Source organism: Haliscomenobacter sp., assembly GCF_041740695.1.
GTDB lineage: Bacteria > Bacteroidota > Bacteroidia > Chitinophagales > Saprospiraceae > Haliscomenobacter.
The window spans coordinates 99,188-113,207 of sequence record NZ_JBGSLK010000020.1; the positions used below are offsets into that span (position 1 = coordinate 99,188).

Genomic DNA, 14,020 nt, shown 5'->3' on the forward strand with positions numbered 1-14,020 from the left:
CTAAAAATGAACATTCTTGACAAAATTGTCGCCCACAAATACACGGAAATTGCGGAACGCACCGCGATTGCGCCGATTAGCGTTCTGGAGCAAAGTCCTTACTTCACCCGTTCGACCTACTCCTTGCGCGAATCGCTGTTGAACCCCGAGCGAACTGGCATCATCGCCGAGTTCAAACGCCGCTCACCCTCCAAAGGGGACATCAACACCAATGCTGATGTGGCCACAGTGACGACAGGATATGCCGGAGCAGGCGCTTCCGGTTTGTCTATCCTTACCGATGAACAATTCTTCGGAGGCAGCAGTGCCGACCTGATCGCGGGTCGGGAAGTCAACCAGATTCCGGTTTTGCGCAAGGACTTCATCGTGCACGATTACCAAGTGTATGAAGCCCGAGCGATTGGTGCCGATGTCATTTTGTTGATTGCGGAGTGTTTGGAGGCCGATCAATTGCGGAGTTTGGCAAAAACGGCGAAATCTTTGGGCTTGGAGGTTTTAATGGAAGTCCATTCGGGTGATCAGTTGGAAAAACTCTGCCCGGAAGTAGATGTAGTAGGTGTCAACAACCGCAACCTCAAAAATTTCCACGTCAGTGTCCAAACCTCCATCGACTTGTTTGACCAAATTCCGGCGGAATTCCTCAAAATTTCAGAAAGTGGCATCAATGATCCCCAAACCATTCTGGAACTCAAACAAGTAGGCTTTCAGGGTTTTTTGATTGGGGAATACTTTATGAGTGATGCCCAACCAGAACTGCGCTTCTCGGAGTTTGTAAAACGTCTACAAAAACTAGAAACCCAATCGGTATGAGAGTGAAAGTATGTGGCATGCGCGAGCCGGACAACATCAGTGCCTTGAGCCAGTTGCCCATCGATTTTATGGGCTTCATTTTTTATCCAGCCTCGCCTCGCTTTGCGGGAGCCAATAAGAAGTTGGAAAAATGGCTGGCCAAGGAGTCGCCTACGGAGCTGAAAAGCATTGCCAGAGTTGGCGTTTTTGTCAACGCAGAACTGGAAGACCTGCTCAATCGCATCCACGATTATGAGTTGGATTATATTCAGTTGCACGGCACTGAAAGTTCGGAATACTGCAAGGAGCTCTTTAGTCTGTGGGATTTCAGCAGCATTCGCCGCGCTTCCATCATCAAGGCGTTCAGCATCGACGAAAAGTTCAATTTTGACAGCGTCAAAGCTTACGAGCCTTATTGCAAATACTTCCTATTCGATACCAAAGGAGCTTCTTTTGGTGGCAATGGGGTACAATTCGACTGGTCTTTACTCGAACAATACAAGGGTGAAACGCCCTTCTTGCTCAGTGGTGGCATTGCCGAAGAGTCGGCTGAAGCCATCAAAAAACTGAAACATCCACAATTGGCCGGGGTCGACATCAACAGCAAGTTTGAAACTTCACCCGGGCTAAAAGACATTGCAGCGATTGAACGTTTTATTCAAAACCTAAACAATTAAACAGCATGATAGCGGTTGACGAAAGAGGATATTACGGCGAATTTGGTGGCGCTTACATCCCGGAGATGCTCTGGCCCAACGTGCAGGAGCTACGCGAGAACTACCTGAAATTTATGGCTGAGCCCGATTTTCAGCGCGAATTTCAGTCCTTGCTCCGCGATTTTGTAGGCCGCCCTACCCCACTCTATCTGGCCAAACGTTTGTCGGAGCATTTCGGGGTAACCATTTACCTCAAGCGGGAAGACCTTTGCCACACTGGTGCCCACAAAATCAACAATACCATTGGCCAAATCCTAATTGCCAAACGCCTAGGCAAAACCCGCATCATTGCTGAAACGGGTGCCGGACAACACGGAGTGGCCACTGCCACTGTTTGTGCGCTCATGGGCCTCGAGTGCATCGTGTACATGGGCGAGGTAGACATCGAACGCCAGGCACCCAACGTAGCGCGCATGAAAATGCTCGGTGCCGAGGTACGCCCAGCTACGAGCGGAAGTAAAACCCTCAAAGACGCCACCAACGAAGCCATTCGCGACTGGATCAACAACCCCGTGGATACGCACTACATCATCGGTTCCGTGGTTGGGCCACACCCTTACCCGGACATGGTTGCGCGCTTCCAATCGGTGATCAGTGAAGAAATCAAATGGCAATTGGAAGAACATACGGGCAAGGATTACCCGGATGCGGTCATCGCCTGTGTGGGTGGCGGCAGCAACGCCGCCGGAGCATTCTACCATTTCCTCAACGATACCCGGGTGCGCCTGATTGCCGTGGAAGCAGCTGGTGAGGGCATCCACAGTGGTAAAAGTGCCGCCACAAGTGTGCTGGGCACCAAGGGCGTGATTCACGGCAGTCGTACGCTGTTGATGCAAACGGCGGATGGGCAAATTGTGGAGCCACACTCCATTTCTGCGGGTCTGGATTATCCGGGCATTGGCCCCCTGCACGCGCATTTGATCAGCTCGGGCCGCGCTGAAGCCATCAGCATCACCGATGAGGAGTCCCTGGAAGCAGCCTTGTTCCTATCGCGTCGGGAGGGTATCATTCCAGCCTTGGAAACGGCGCATGCACTTTCTGCGTTACGGGTGATGAAATACAATCCAACGGATGTGTTGGTCTTGTGTTTGTCGGGCCGTGGCGACAAGGATTTGAACACGTATATGAAACATTTGTAAAATGGGTTGAGAAAGTTGAGGGAGGTTGAGAAGGTTGAGGCTACCGCAAGCGACTTAGACGCGTCCTTGTCAAAGCTACTCGCGGTAGCCTCAACCTCCTCAACCTCCCTCAACCCTCTCAACCTCCCTCAACCTCTTTTCCAATGAATCGCATCGAACAACTCTTTCAACGTAAAGATAAAAACGTACTCAACATCTACTTTACCGCTGGTTATCCAGGTTTGAACGATACCGAAGACATCATTCTATCCTTGGAAAAAGCAGGTGTAGATCTGGTGGAAGTGGGCATGCCCTACTCCGACCCCTTGGCCGATGGTCCGACCATTCAGGAAAGTGGTACGGCTGCCCTAGAAAATGGCATGACTTTACAGCTACTCTTTGAACAATTGGCGGCGGTGCGCAAAAAAACCGAAATGCCGCTGATCATGATGGGCTACTTTAACCAGGTCATGCAATACGGCGAAAAAGCATTTTTTGAAAAAGTGGCCGAAGTGGGGGTAGATGGCCTGATTTTGCCCGATCTGCCGCTGTTTGAATACGAAAACCATTACAAAGACCTCGTAGAATCGCTGGGCTTGGCGGTCAGTTTTTTGATCACTCCCCAGACCGAGCCGGAGCGCATCCGTAAGATCGACGACTTGACACACGGGTTCATTTACATCGTGTCGAGTTCTTCGATTACGGGTGCCAAAAGTGGAATTACCGATACCCAAATCGCCTACTTCAACCGCATCAACGACATGCAGTTGAAAAACAAACGGTTGATCGGTTTTGGGATTTCCAACCACGAGACCTTTGAAACAGCTTGCCAATATGCCAATGGAGCGATTATTGGCAGTGCATACATCAAGGCGTTGAAAAACAATCCGAATGTGGCGGAGTGTACGACGGAGTTTGTAAAAATGGTAAAGGGTTGATTTCGGCTAATTTGCCTATCTTTGTATGAATTAAAACTACAGCAGACATGAGATCTCTCATCAAATTGGGTTTAATCCTGGTTGTCGCCATCCTGGGGTACAATTATTTCTTTGGTGATCCGCAAGAAAAAGCCCAGTCAAAGGAAATATTCAAAAAAGTGGGCGAACTGGGTAAAGCCTCCTGGTCCTTACTCAAATCGGAAAAAGCAAAGCTGGACGACGGCAAATACGATACGGCTATTGATAAAATTGGCAACGTGTATGACGATCTGCGCAGCCGCGCCCGCTCCTCCAACGACCGGGAATCCCTGCAACGTTTGTCTGAACTGGAACAAGAACGCCTTGACCTTGAGCAACGCATAGCCGAGATCGATGCCGAAAAGGACCGCCAGGCTGGCAGCAAACGCCCCCTGACCACCACCCTGGTTGCCGATGAAAAAGAACTCAAAATTGACCTGCGCCGCCTGTTGAGCGATACGGAAACGTTGATGCGGCAGATGGAAAAAGAATAAAGGTTCCTGGGTTCCAAAGTTCCCTAGTTACAGAGTTCAACCGGTCACTGAGCGAAGTCGAAGTGCCGGTTAAACCCAGGAACTTTGGAACCCGAACCCTGGAACTTTGGAACCTAGAAACTCTGGAACCCTTAAACGTATGTCGAACCTCGCTACCCGCCGCACCCGCCCTAACTACCTCTACTCCATGATCAGCGTGGCCCTGGTGCTTTTTGTACTGGGCTTTTTTGGCGTCATCTTGTTGCACGCCCAGCAGTTTGTGCGCTTGTACAAGGAGCGGGTCAACCTCATCGTGGAACTGGATGAAACCGCTACCACCAGCGACATGATGAACCTGGAAAGTTACCTCGCCAACGCGACTTACGTGCGCCGAGGTACCATCCAAAAAGTGTCCAAAGAAAAAGCAGCGGAAATGATGCGCGACGAATTTGGGGAAGCTTTCCTCAAACTTGACCTGCCCAACCCCTTTCTCGACGTAGTCTTTTTTAACCTGAAAGCCGAATACCTCGACCCACAAAAGCTGCAACAAATCCGCGAAGAAATCAAAGGCTTAAACGCCATCAACGACGTGTACTACCAGGAAAGCCTGATCGACAACATCGCGAACAATTTGAAAAAAGCGGGCTATTTCGCCCTGGGCTTTGGGCTGTTTTTTATCCTGGTGAGTGCTACGCTGATCCACAACACCATTCGGCTTGCCCTCTATTCCAATCGTTTTTTGATCAAAAACATGGAATTGGTGGGGGCTTCCTGGAGTTTCATCAGTCGGCCTTATTTGCTGCGGGCGATTTTGCACGGGATGCTGAGCAGTTTGATTGCCATTTTGGCTTTGGTGGGGCTGTTGTACTGGCTCAATCACAGCTTCCCGGAGGTGTACCTATTTCAGGATGTGCGTTTGTTGTTGTTGGTGATCTTTGGGATCGTGTTTTTGGGGGTATTGATTTATGCGCTGTCGACGTTTTATGTGGTGAATAAGTATTTGAAGATGCGGGTGGATGATTTGTATTGAGGGGGGTAGAGGATTACAATCCAAAACTTAATTTGTCGGCTAATCCTGTTAATTTAAGGTTACATTTGACTTAATTTTGAACTCTCTACACCAAGTGTAAGATGATCAATGCCAAAATGGTAGTGCCATGAGAATTGAAAGTATCAAACTTAAAAACTACAAAGTTTTCCAAGATATTGAATTAAATGATTTACCAGATCTTGCAATATTCGTTGGGGCAAATGGAGTTGGAAAGACTACCCTTTTTGATGCATTTGGCTTTTTAAGTGATTGTCTAAAAAATAATGTTCGTCAAGCTTTATCGAAGCGCGGTGGGTTCAAAGAAGTAATTAGCCGGGGCCACCAGAAAGAGATGATTGAGATTGAATTGCAATTCAAATTAATAATTGCAGGAAAAAATCGATTGGTCACATATCGGCTTGAAATAGGGGAAGAAAACGGTCGTCCATTTATTCAAAGGGAGATTTTACGCTATAAGCGAGGGGCTTATGGCTCGCCATACCATTTTTTAGATTTTTCTTTGGGAACAGGATATGCAATTACTAACGAAGAAGATTTCGATCAACCAGATGAAAAACTAGCGCGCGAAGAACAAAAATTAGGTTCACCTGACATTCTTGCTATAAAAGGCCTAGGTCAATTCGAGAAATTTAAGGCTGCAAGTGCTTTTAGGAGTTTTATTGAAAATTGGCATGTTTCTGATTTTCATATCTCAGATGCTCGCCCTAGTCGAGAAGCAGGATATGCAGAACACCTTAATCAAACTGGTGAAAATCTTTCTTTGGTTGCACAATATATTTTTGAAAACCATAGGCAGTTATTTGAGGAAATTTTAAAAAAAATGAAGCAGCGAGTTCCTGGCATAAAGAATGTTGTGGCTGAATCTACAGTAGATGGTCGAATTGTGCTCCGCTTTCAAGATGGGTCTTTTAAAGATCCATTCATTGCAAATTACGTATCAGATGGTACTATAAAAATGTTTGCATATTTAATCTTACTGAATGATCCTTCTCCCCATCCATTACTTTGTATAGAAGAACCTGAAAATCAATTGTATCCTAGTATATTAATTGAATTATTAGAAGAGTTTCGCCTTTATGCAAAAAAAGGAGGGCAGGTTTTTGTGTCGTCGCATTCACCAGATCTTTTAAATGGTGCAAGGCCAGAAGAAGTTTATTGGTTAGTCAAAAAAGAGGGCTATTCTAAAATAGAAAGGGCTTCAGATCATCCTGGTATTAGAGAACTCTATGCCGAAGGGGATAAATTGGGCTATTTATGGAAAGAAAATTATTTTATAGGAAGTAATCCCCAATAAAATGAATCAGACTGTAATTGAAATTTTGACCGAAGAGCCTTCAATGGAGCACTTTTTGAAGGTGATACTGCCTAAAGTTTTACCCGATGACTACCAGTTGGATGTAAATTGTTTCATCAGGCCACATGAAGGAAAAAGTGATTTAAAAAAATCAATACCCAGAAAAATCAAGGCATTTCCTCGATTTGGTCATCCAGTGAAGGTGATGATCTTGCATGATCAAGACAGTAATGATTGTCGGAAATTAAAAAATGATCTCCAGAATCTATGTTCTCCTAGTAATATTCCGATCCTCATCAGAATTGCATGTAGAGAACTAGAAAACTGGTATTTGGGGGACTTTAAAGCAATTGAAGCCGTATATCCAAAAGTCAAGGCTGATAAATTTGAAAATAAAGCCAAGTATAGAAATCCAGATGACCTGCATGGCTCTTATGAAATGGAAAGATTAACTGGAGAATTTAGCAAATCATACGCTTCACGTGAAATTCCAAAACATATGGATCTCAGTAATAATAACTCCCCTAGTTTCAACCAACTGCTTATTGGGATACAAAAATTGCTCAACATGCCTATTTGAGTGTAACCTTTTTGTACGCATTCCGTTAAAGCTATGCAAATTCGAGACTATGAATGATAAGCTCTTGATTTGCGCTAAAATAACTAGAAAATATATCCTAGGAGATAAAGATTTTTTCATTCAAAGCTTTCCAAACCTTCCTAAGAAAGATTTAGAACAAACCTGGCATTTAGGGTTTAATGCAATACGTCATTCCGAGGTGATTAAAAATGTCCAACAGATCAACATTTTCCAAAGTAAGATAATTGGTGATGAAATATCTAAATTCAGTAACAACAAGTATAAAATCCATGGTTATTTATTCAGCCGTTTTGATCCATCAATTTTGGATTTGGAAGAGGAAATCCTGGAAAGGAGGTTAAGACATGAATTAGCGAAAATATATTTTCAATTACTACGTGTTGAAATTGTCCAAGAGAATGCTTCGACCCCGCATGATGATCTGAAACAGAAAAGAGCATCATTCAGTTTTTTCCCTTTAATCTATTTTGCAGGCTTTCTTCTATTGCTTTTTTCGCAAAACATCATTAACGGGTTTACATCAGCAGAAAAACTGGCACAAAAATATTATGAAAGATCTAGTTATGAAGTACGAATAGGGGCCATCTGCCAGGACGGTTGGAAAAGCAGTGCAACTGGACGAGGAGCATGCTCTCACCATGGAGGTGTACAAAATTGGAAATACAAAAAAATATACAGACGAAGTTTAACAGATTGTAAAGAAGAAGCTTTGAAAAAGTCTTGGATTGATTAACCCCTACCCCACCGCCACCTCAAACTGCCCGCCCACATTCTCATAATCCCTAAAATCCACCGGCATTACCCCCGACACCCCTTGCTCCGCCATGTACACCCCATAAATCGTATCCACTGCCGCCATGGTCAACTTGTTGTGGGTCACGATGATGAACTGCGAGTCCTTGGAGAACTTCTTGATGATGCGGTTGAACTTGGTGATGTTGCCATCGTCCAGGGGTGCGTCCACCTCGTCGAAGATACAGAAGGGGGCGGGTTTGAGCAGGTAGAGGGCGAAGAGCAGCGCGGTAGCCGTCAGGGTTTTTTCTCCGCCCGACAATTGACTGATCGTTTGGGGGCGTTTGCCTTTGGGTTTGGCCACAATTTCGATGCGGGAATCCAGAGGATTGTCTGGATCGAGCAAGATCAGGTCGCAGTTGTCGTCTTCGGTGAAGAGGCTGCGGAATACGTCGATGAAGTACAGGCGGGCTTTTTCGAAAGCCTCCAGGAACTGTCGGGTGGCAGTCTCCTCAATTTCGAGGATGGTTTGTTCCAGCGATTTTTTGGCCGCCACGATGTCGTCGCGTTGTTGGGCGATGTTGTCGTAGCGCTCCTTGATTTCGGTATAAGCTTCGACCGCCATGGGGTTGATTTCCCCGTAGTTGTCGAGGCGTTTTTTGAGTTTGTCTACTTCTTCCTGCAGCTCGGCTTCAGGGCGTTTGATCGAGGGCTCTTCGTTCAGGATGTCGTTGATGCCGATTTCAAACTCGATGCGCAGGCGCTGAGAGATAGAGCTGATTTCAAACTTGACGTCGTTGAACTTGTCCTTCAAAGTGTTGATCAATACCTGCAGATCGGTTTGCTGGCGGCTCAGTTTGCGCAGGCGGTCTTCCATTTCCACCATACCCGTGCGGGCCTTGAAGTACACCTGCTCGGCCTCGGTGAGCGAGGATTCGTGTGTGCCACGCTCGGCGTACGCTGCTTGTAAGTTGCTGGCCAGGCGGACTAACTCATCGGCCACCACGGTAGTATCCCGATCGGCGGTGAGGATGCCTTGCTGGTTTTGTTGCAGGGTATTTTTGGTGTCCGTGATCTGTTTTTCGCGGAAAGTCAACTCCTGCTGGAAAGTATTGACCTTGTTTTGCTGGCGAATGAACTGAATGTTCTTGTCGTTAAAAGCCGCCGAAGCCTGGCTCAATTGATCAGCCATTTGGCGGAAACTGCCATCGGTTTGGGAGATTTTTTCCTTCACCCCATCTAATTCAGCGTAACGCAAGGTCAATTGCGCCTCGGTCTCCCCTACTGTCACCTGCAATTCCTGAATCCGTTTTTCGGTCAGTTCCCGGCGATTGCTCACCTCCTGAATCAGGGATTCAAAGTTGGACAAACTGGTAGCCAGGGACACTTTTTCCTGCGCCAATTTATTCAGGATGCTGCGCTGTTGCTGCATTTCCAGGTCGGGGCGTTTGGCCTTGAGGGCATCCACGCGTTCTTTGAGGTTGAAAGACGTGGTTGACAGGCGGTTGTCCTCCTGTTCGGCCTTTTTGATGGCTTCCTCCAGCACTTCAAGGTTTTTCTTCCGGCCAATTTTTTTTCCCTCAAACAAGCCAATCGAACCACCCGATACACTGAAGCGGCGCTTGATGATGCGGCCGCTGCGGGAAAGTACCACCACATCCTGATCGGGCAAGGCACCACTGATGTCTTCTTTTTCAGTCAATAGCACATTTTCCAACAAATAACCAACCAGATTGCGATAAGCCGGATCGGTTTGTACCAGTTCCATGGCCATTTTGGTTTCGGGCAAAAGGGTCATCGGCATCTGGTAGTCGCGGAAGGCGTCCAAAACAAAGAAGTTGGCCTTGCCTTTTTGGGTTTTGCCCAGCAATTCAATGGCGAAATAGGCTTCTTCCAGATTGTTGACGACGAAGTAATTGAGGTAAGGCTCCAGGTAGTTTTCGATGGCCACGCGGTATTCCTCACGCACGTAAATGAGGTCGGAAAGCAGGGGCGCACCCTTGTCCCAATCCTTACTTTTAACCAGGTATTGAATCGATTCGGGGAAACCTTCGAGGTTTTCCACCATACTTTTGGTCAGTTTGAATTCGTTGCGCTTGGAGTCTAGATCGCGGCGTACGCGGGCGATTTTCTGGGTGATTTCGCTCAGTTCTGCTTCCCCTTTTTGCAGGTCTTGCTGGCGTTTTTCCTCGGCTTCCTCCAGGAGCGTCACGGCGTCTTGTTGCACGCGTTCCTGGGTTTCGAGTTCTTGCACTTTGCCGCGCAAGCCACTCACCGATTCCTGGCGTTGGCGGATTTCGGCGTCGTTGCGGTTGAGGTCGTTGTGGTGGTTATCTATCTGGTTGAGGCTGATGGCCTTCTGTTTTTCCAGTTCGTTGATGGCACGTTCCAGTTTTTGTTGCTCCTGGACCACTACATCGAGGTCGGCTTTCATGGCTCCATGACCACCGCGGATTTTGTCAAGTTGTTGTTCAGCGCTTTCGAGTTCCTGTTCCAGCCGCGCTTCCACCCGTTTTTCTACGTTCAGTTCGGAGCGGTAGTGCTCGATGTCGTCCTCCAGTTGCACAATGCGGCCTTGGGCTTGTTGGATGTCTTGCTCCAGTTTTTGGCGGTTTTGTTGCACAAACTGTTGCTTTTGTTCCAACATGCGGCGGTCGTTTTCCATGCCCCGGATACGCCCAACCAGGCTATTGAGTTCGCGCTGGCGTTCGGACAGGGCTTTTTCCTTGTCGAGGTGGGTGAGGCGTTCCTTTTCCAGGTTGGCCTCCAGGTTGCGGCTTTCTACGTCGATCTGGCGGTAGTTGTCCTGCTCCAGGTCGATCTGGCTTTGTAGGGTTTTGTGTTTTTCCTTGAGCGAACCAACCTTGATCAGGGCCAGGGACACACTGAGTTGCTTGTATTCTTCCTTGAGTTCGAAGTATTTTTGGGTGCGTTTGGCCTGCTTTTCGAGTGACTTGAGGTTGCTTTCAATCTCGGCCAGGAGGTCTTCAATCCGCTCCAGGTCTTCGCTGGTGCTTTTGAGTTTGCTGAGGGTTTCTTTTTTGCGCAGCTTGTACTTGGACACTCCGGCGGCTTGTTCGAACATTTTGCGGCGGGAGTCTTCCTTGTCTTCCAGGATGTCGTCCACCATACCCAGGGCGATGATGGCATATGAGTTGGAGCCGATTCCCGTGTCCAGGAACAAACCGGTGATGTCCTTCAGGCGGCAGGTGACCCCATTGAGGCGGTACTCACTTTCTCCGCTGCGGTAGAGCATACGGGTGATGGTAACGGTATTGTATTCGGTGGGTAGGAGGTTTTTGGTGTTCTCAAAAGTCAGGGAAACCTGGGCAATCCCGGCGGGTTTGCGCTTTTTAGTGCCGTTAAAAATCACGCTGGACATTTGATCCAAACGCAATTCCCGGCTGCTTTGCTCTCCCAATACCCAACGGATGGCATCCACCACATTGGACTTGCCCGAGCCATTGGGGCCCACAATACCGATGACATCCGCAGCGAAGTTGATGACGGTGGGATTGGCAAAACTTTTAAAACCTTTAATTTCTAGACTTTTGAGCCGCATGGGTGTGGGTTAGTTGAGGGGTTGAGGAAACATGAGTCATCCTGATTTTAATCGTTTTTGGTCAAAAAACTAATCGCGGAGCGATTGAATTTAGAATAGCCCCGGTCGTCCGGGGAAAAAATGCGAGGACAATGTCAGCAACCGCGGCAGCGGTTGAATTTCCCGGTGAATTGTTCAACCGCTGCCGCGGTTGTGGAACCCACCTAAAATCCTACAAATCCCCGGACGACCGGGGCTATTCTAAATTTAACCGCTCCGCGGTTTGTCTTTAAAATTCGGGACAACTCTTGTTTCTGCATCCTTCTCAACGAGAACAAGCCTGCAAAGATACAGTATCCCTCTCCAATCGCATCTTGATAAATAAGCGAGTTTTCCACATTCACTGTTGGTAAAGGGTGAAGTTATACACGAATGATTCAAGGAAAAAAATTAACTGCACAAAAATCACCCCACCCTACTGACTTCCCTCATTGCCCAATTTTCTTTTATCATCAAAAATTAGACATTTCTTTTATGAAAGCATTTTTCGACAAAATTAAAACGCTTGCTATTGGAAGATTATAAAATTTTTACTACATTTCTGGTGAACAAGTAGATCTCCTTTTTTCACTAAATTTACTGTCTATGAACATCACATTCAATGATCTGAGGGACATTAAGCACAAGCTCCCTACTGGCAGCATTACGCGCATTGCGAAAAAGCTGAATCTTTCCGAACAGACCGTACGGAATTACTTTGGAGCATCGAAGCTGGATGACGGTGAGACGATAGGGGTACACATCGAACCGGGTCCCGGAGGAGGAGTTGTTCATTTAGATGATGATGCTATTTTGGAGGCGGCCCGGGCAATCCTGGCCGAACAGCAGTAGCGCTGCCCATTCACGCCACGGCAAACCGATTTTCAGAACCGGCTACTAAGGCATGTAGGCACCTATTCAAGTCCATTACACAGCGTGCCTTCTTGCCTTAGTGGCCAAACACTCCTCCTTAGTTTACGCATTACATCTTCAAATAAAAGGCTCTGGTTAAATTTTGATACGCTTCCGTCCATTCCACTGGCCCTTCTTGTCGAACAATCAATTGATCCCGCTGCGGAGTACAACTTTCCAATTCAAACTGCATCAACAATCGTTCTACGGGCTTATTGGCATTGGTCAATACCTCAGTGACCCGGGTGCAATAAAAATGGTAACTCGTGGCGAGCTCCTGAAAACGTAGGCCCTCTACAAAAGGTAAAACCACACAGAATTTTCCGGTTTTGGCGAGTAGTTTTTGTACAGCGCGCAACATGTCACCGTGGGGCAATTTGACAGTATGGCGTACACTATTGCGGTCTTGATTGAAAGAAAATGTCCCTCCAGTGAAAAAAGGTGGGTTGCTCACAATCAGGTCGTATTCTTGTTGGGGTGTTTCCGCGAACTCCTGAATGGATTGGTGATATACCGTCAAACGATCCGCCCAGGGTGCATTTTGCATGTTCTCGACAGCTTGCGCATAAGCCTGGTCATCTATTTCTACAGCGTGGATTTCCGCCGTCGGGTTGCGTTGTCCTAACATGATGGCAATCAGCCCGGAACCGGTTCCAATGTCCAGGATACGTGCGGCCCCGTCTCCATCCGCCCAGGCGCCCAACAGTACCCCATCGGTGCCCACTTTCATGGAACATTGATCTTGATGAATCGTGAATTGTTTGAATTGAAAGGTTTGCTCCACTTTTTCAATTTTGTCCACTGTATCTGCTATGGCTTTCCCACTCATGCTTGCTTTCGTTTTGAACTTAGGGCATGTCTAAAAATTTTTGTTTTACTGCGAATGGCCCAATTTGGGGTAAATTTCGTTCCGAAAATGCTCATGTAGCGCTGCTACACTCCGCTTTTCGCGCCTCATTCACCCCAAATTGGCCTCATTCTCGCTTAAAACAAAAATATTTAGACATGCTCTTGCAAATCTACAACATCCAAAAATAGGATTGGTTTTTTTTCGGCACACACCAAAAAGGATTTTTTGTGAATCTACACTTTTAGATGCGATTTTTAAAGCATACTCTCAATCGTTGGTCACGGGGCAGTTGCGCCCTGACCTTTTTTAAAAACTCTTAATCAATAAACGAACATGGCAGAAATGAACACTCAGGAGCGTAGCTCCAAAGGGCCTCGGCGTGCCCCTAAATCATCTACCCGGGTAGATTTGACTGCAATGGTCGATCTGGGCTTTTTGTTGATCACCTTTTTTATGCTGGCTTCGGCTTTTCAAAAGCCGAAGGCGATGGAGGTGAATAAGCCGGTGCCGGAAAACCACGGCTGTCAAACCGAAGTTAGAGTGAGCAAAACATTTACTTTGGTTGCGGGCAAAGGCGATAAGGTGTATTGCTATACAGGTGCAGACAATGAAACCAGCTTTGAGGTTGATTCACTGACCTTTTCAAGGCAAGAATTGCGTGAACGAATCATTCAACGCCAACAGGAGGTGAAAGCACAATGGGGACACCAGGATGAATTGTACGTATCCATCAAATTTTTCCCAAAATCCAAATACCGCAACATGGTGGACCTGCTGGATGAAATGAAAATTTGTGGGGTAAAACGGTACGCGATCGTGGATAAATTGAATGAAATGGATGGGATGATCGCGGCGCGTTCCGGCAACCTGTAGGGGCGACCCTCTGTGGTCGCCCGTCCGTGCGTGGTCGCCCGCGCAGGTGGGCGGCCACCAAGGGCTGCCACGTAG

General features: G+C 47.2%; 13 protein-coding genes. 11 read left to right on the forward strand and 2 right to left on the reverse strand.

Annotated elements, in window-relative coordinates:
* The first annotated feature begins 6 nt into the window (after positions 1-6).
* The 9 genes from trpC to ACEW9O_RS03950 all read left to right on the forward strand — a co-directional run bounded on the left by trpC (position 7) and on the right by ACEW9O_RS03950 (position 7,731).
* Positions 7-810, forward strand: a complete 804-nt coding sequence (trpC, locus tag ACEW9O_RS03910; RefSeq protein WP_373548819.1) for an indole-3-glycerol phosphate synthase TrpC — start codon at positions 7-9, stop codon at positions 808-810.
* Positions 807-1,466, forward strand: coding sequence for a phosphoribosylanthranilate isomerase (locus tag ACEW9O_RS03915; protein WP_373548820.1), 660 nt, complete (start codon positions 807-809; stop codon positions 1,464-1,466). Before trpC ends, ACEW9O_RS03915 begins: the two co-directional genes overlap by 4 nt.
* Positions 1,467-1,471: 5 nt before the next feature.
* Positions 1,472-2,644, forward strand: a complete 1,173-nt coding sequence (gene trpB, locus ACEW9O_RS03920) for a tryptophan synthase subunit beta (protein ID WP_373548821.1) — start codon at positions 1,472-1,474, stop codon at positions 2,642-2,644.
* A gap of 143 nt (positions 2,645-2,787) precedes the next feature.
* A complete protein-coding gene (gene trpA / locus ACEW9O_RS03925; protein ID WP_373548822.1) occupies positions 2,788-3,561 on the forward strand; it encodes a tryptophan synthase subunit alpha in 774 nt (257 codons plus the stop codon).
* 47 nt (positions 3,562-3,608) lie between these two features.
* Positions 3,609-4,073, forward strand: a complete 465-nt coding sequence (locus tag ACEW9O_RS03930; RefSeq protein WP_373548823.1) for a hypothetical protein — start codon at positions 3,609-3,611, stop codon at positions 4,071-4,073.
* 139 nt (positions 4,074-4,212) lie between these two features.
* A complete protein-coding gene (locus ACEW9O_RS03935; RefSeq protein ID WP_373548824.1) occupies positions 4,213-5,082 on the forward strand; it encodes a cell division protein FtsX in 870 nt (289 codons plus the stop codon).
* Positions 5,083-5,209: 127 nt separating this feature from the next.
* Complete coding sequence (locus ACEW9O_RS03940; protein WP_373548825.1) at positions 5,210-6,397, forward strand: AAA family ATPase; 1,188 nt, start codon at positions 5,210-5,212, stop codon at positions 6,395-6,397.
* Position 6,398: 1 nt separating this feature from the next.
* Positions 6,399-6,977: a DUF4276 family protein gene (locus tag ACEW9O_RS03945; protein WP_373548826.1), complete on the forward strand. Its 579-nt coding sequence runs from the start codon at positions 6,399-6,401 to the stop codon at positions 6,975-6,977.
* Positions 6,978-7,026: 49 nt separating this feature from the next.
* Positions 7,027-7,731, forward strand: a complete 705-nt coding sequence (locus tag ACEW9O_RS03950) for a hypothetical protein (RefSeq protein WP_373548827.1) — start codon at positions 7,027-7,029, stop codon at positions 7,729-7,731.
* A 3-nt stretch (positions 7,732-7,734) separates the two neighbouring features.
* On the opposite strand, the gene smc is transcribed toward ACEW9O_RS03950, so the two are convergent.
* A complete protein-coding gene (gene smc, locus ACEW9O_RS03955) occupies positions 7,735-11,292 on the reverse strand; it encodes a chromosome segregation protein SMC (RefSeq protein WP_373548828.1) in 3,558 nt (1,185 codons plus the stop codon).
* A 624-nt stretch (positions 11,293-11,916) separates the two neighbouring features.
* Between smc and ACEW9O_RS03960 the strand changes: the two genes are divergently transcribed.
* Entirely contained in the window at positions 11,917-12,162 is a 246-nt protein-coding gene (locus ACEW9O_RS03960; protein WP_373548829.1) for a DNA-binding protein, read from the forward strand.
* 130 nt (positions 12,163-12,292) lie between these two features.
* Here the strand turns inward: ACEW9O_RS03960 and ACEW9O_RS03965 are convergent, their stop codons facing one another.
* Complete coding sequence (locus ACEW9O_RS03965) at positions 12,293-13,051, reverse strand: tRNA1(Val) (adenine(37)-N6)-methyltransferase (RefSeq protein ID WP_373548830.1); 759 nt, start codon at positions 13,049-13,051, stop codon at positions 12,293-12,295.
* Between the two features lie 354 nt (positions 13,052-13,405).
* On the opposite strand from ACEW9O_RS03965, the gene ACEW9O_RS03970 reads away from it, so the two are divergent.
* Complete coding sequence (locus ACEW9O_RS03970; RefSeq protein ID WP_373548831.1) at positions 13,406-13,945, forward strand: ExbD/TolR family protein; 540 nt, start codon at positions 13,406-13,408, stop codon at positions 13,943-13,945.
* Positions 13,946-14,020: the final 75 nt, after the last annotated feature.

Excerpts from the sequence above, each read along its gene's own strand:
- trpC (WP_373548819.1), top strand. The coding sequence starts at position 7 with ATGAACATTCTTGACAAAATTGTCGCCCACAAATACACGGAAATTGCG.
- ACEW9O_RS03915 (WP_373548820.1), top strand. The coding sequence starts at position 807 with ATGAGAGTGAAAGTATGTGGCATGCGCGAGCCGGACAACATCAGTGCC.
- trpB (WP_373548821.1), top strand. The coding sequence starts at position 1,472 with ATGATAGCGGTTGACGAAAGAGGATATTACGGCGAATTTGGTGGCGCT.
- trpA (WP_373548822.1), top strand. The coding sequence starts at position 2,788 with ATGAATCGCATCGAACAACTCTTTCAACGTAAAGATAAAAACGTACTC.
- ACEW9O_RS03930 (WP_373548823.1), top strand. The coding sequence starts at position 3,609 with ATGAGATCTCTCATCAAATTGGGTTTAATCCTGGTTGTCGCCATCCTG.
- ACEW9O_RS03935 (WP_373548824.1), top strand. The coding sequence starts at position 4,213 with ATGTCGAACCTCGCTACCCGCCGCACCCGCCCTAACTACCTCTACTCC.
- ACEW9O_RS03940 (WP_373548825.1), top strand. The coding sequence starts at position 5,210 with ATGAGAATTGAAAGTATCAAACTTAAAAACTACAAAGTTTTCCAAGAT.
- ACEW9O_RS03945 (WP_373548826.1), top strand. The coding sequence starts at position 6,399 with ATGAATCAGACTGTAATTGAAATTTTGACCGAAGAGCCTTCAATGGAG.
- ACEW9O_RS03950 (WP_373548827.1), top strand. The coding sequence starts at position 7,027 with ATGAATGATAAGCTCTTGATTTGCGCTAAAATAACTAGAAAATATATC.
- smc (WP_373548828.1), bottom strand. The coding sequence starts at position 11,292 with ATGCGGCTCAAAAGTCTAGAAATTAAAGGTTTTAAAAGTTTTGCCAAT.
- ACEW9O_RS03960 (WP_373548829.1), top strand. The coding sequence starts at position 11,917 with ATGAACATCACATTCAATGATCTGAGGGACATTAAGCACAAGCTCCCT.
- ACEW9O_RS03965 (WP_373548830.1), bottom strand. The coding sequence starts at position 13,051 with ATGAGTGGGAAAGCCATAGCAGATACAGTGGACAAAATTGAAAAAGTG.
- ACEW9O_RS03970 (WP_373548831.1), top strand. The coding sequence starts at position 13,406 with ATGGCAGAAATGAACACTCAGGAGCGTAGCTCCAAAGGGCCTCGGCGT.